The following is a 2,159-nucleotide window of genomic DNA, read 5'->3' on the forward strand; positions in this document are numbered from 1 at the left end:
GCTGCCAACGCCCTACGGGGGTCGGTATCGGCCGCAGAATACAAGTACCCGGTGCTGGGGCTGATTTTCCTCAAGTATGTGAGCGATCTGTTCGAGGCCCAGGCGGATGTGATTCGCCAACGCCTGGCGGACCCGAAATCGAACCTCTATATCGAAGACGAGGAAATCAGGGAGAAAAACGAAGACAGCTTCATAAACGACAAGATCTTCTATGAAGCGGACAATATTTTCTGGGTGCCTGGAGATGTTCGTTTCGAGGCGTTACTGGCCAAAGCCGCCAACGCGGACTTTCCGCAGAAGCTGGACAAGGCAATGGCAGCGCTTGAGGCGGAGAACCCTTCGCTCAAAGGAGTGCTGTACCGTGATTTCGGTCGTCTTGAGTTGGAAGAAGGCAAACTGGGTGACCTGATGGGGATCATCGCCAAGATTGATTTTGATCCCGCTCAGCACGGTAGTCGTGACATTTTCGGGGAGGTGTACGAATATTTCCTGGGGCAGTTTGCCCGGCAGGAAGGTGCCAGGGCTGGAGAGTTCTATACGCCAAAATCGGTCGTCAATTTGTTGGTCGAGATACTGGCACCCTTCCGGGGAACGATCTATGACCCAGCCTGTGGCTCCGGCGGCATGTTCGTTCAATCTGCCAAATTCAAGGATGCCCATGCCAAGCAGGTTGGCAAGAAAGGCGATTTGCCCATCTATGGCCAGGAATTGATGGCCGATACCCGACGACTGTGCAAAATGAATCTGGCTGTACACGGCCTGGAGGGCGACCTGGGCAAAACCTACGGCTCTACCTTCACCAATGATCAGCATCACACGCTGCGAGCCGATTACATCCTGGCCAATCCGCCATTCAATATTTCGGACTGGGGAGCGGACAAGCTCCAGGAGGACCCCCGGTGGAAATACGGTATCCCACCGGCCCGCAACGCGAACTACGCCTGGCTGCAACACATGCTGGCCCGGCTTTCCAAGGTGGGTCGGGCCGGTATCGTGCTTGCGAATGGCTCCATGACCACACAGCAATCCGGCGAAGGTGACATTCGCAAGGCGATGATCAAGGATGATGTGGTGGAATGCATGGTCGCCTTGCCGGGGCAACTTTTCGCCAATACCCAGATACCCGCTTGCTTGTGGTTCATGAGCAAGGACAAGAAAGCAGGTAAGAACGGTAAGAAGGATCGAAGCGGCGAGAACCTGTTCATCGACTGTCGCAAGATGGGTGCGGAACAGCTATCACGAACCCAGATCGCCTTTACCGAAGAAGAGATCCACACGATTGCGAAAACCTATCACCGTTGGCGGGAAACCGAGTTCAGCGATGGAGAACCCTATGAGGATGTATTGGGGTTCTGTTATTCAGCTGAACTGGAAGAAGTGGAGAAGCACGGGTTCGTGCTGACGCCAGGGCGGTATGTAGGGGCGGCAATTGCGGAAGATGACGAGGAATCATTCAGTGGCAAGATGGCTGAACTGACTGGGGTGCTTTATGAACAGATGAAGAAGGCCGAGGAACTGGATACGATTATCAAGAAGAATATGGAGAGGTTGGGGTATGGAATTTAGCCATTCGGCTCCGCTTCCCAATGGTTGGACCATGTTATCGTTAGAGTCAGTATGCAAAAAAATTACAAGCGGTGGTACTCCAAGCAGAAAGTATCCTGAGTTTTATGAGGGCGGCACGATTCCTTGGGTAAAAACAAAGGAACTTAATGATTCATGGATCTACGATACTGAGGAGCATATTACCGATAAGGCTCTAAATACATCATCTGCTAAACTGCTCCCTAGAAATACTATATTGCTTGCCATGTATGGAGCAACCGTTGCCCAGCTTGGCATTCTTGCTAATAAAATGGCATGCAATCAGGCTAGTTGTGCATTGATTGCTGATGAAGAGAAGGCGCATTTTAGGTTTTTATTTTATCTCCTTCTCGAGCATAGAAAGGTAATTAAATCTCTATCTGTTGGTGCAGCACAACAAAATCTAAGCGCAAAACAGATTAAACAGTTTTCATTTGGCTTTCCCCTATTTGCAGAACAACGCGCCATCGCCCACATCCTCGGCTCGCTGGACGACAAGATCGAGCTGAACCGACAGATGGCCCAAACCCTCGAATCCATCGCCCGCGCCATCTTCAAGTCCTGGTTCGTCGATT

The 2,159-nt window shown here is 51.5% G+C and carries 2 protein-coding genes; both read left to right on the plus strand.

Features of this window, described 5'->3' with window-relative positions; translation table 11 throughout:
* Positions 1-1,566 (plus strand): N-6 DNA methylase (locus tag ACOCD2_RS17340; protein WP_419625836.1); only part of this gene is annotated, 1,566 nt, incomplete at its 5' end.
* On the plus strand, positions 1,556-2,159 hold a 604-nt coding region (locus tag ACOCD2_RS17345; RefSeq protein ID WP_293653406.1), incomplete at its 3' end, for a restriction endonuclease subunit S. The genes ACOCD2_RS17340 and ACOCD2_RS17345, both read left to right, overlap by 11 nt.

Origin of the sequence: Thiolapillus sp. (genome assembly GCF_048562965.1) — a bacterium.
Lineage (GTDB): Bacteria > Pseudomonadota > Gammaproteobacteria > Chromatiales > Chromatiaceae > Thiolapillus > Thiolapillus brandeum_A.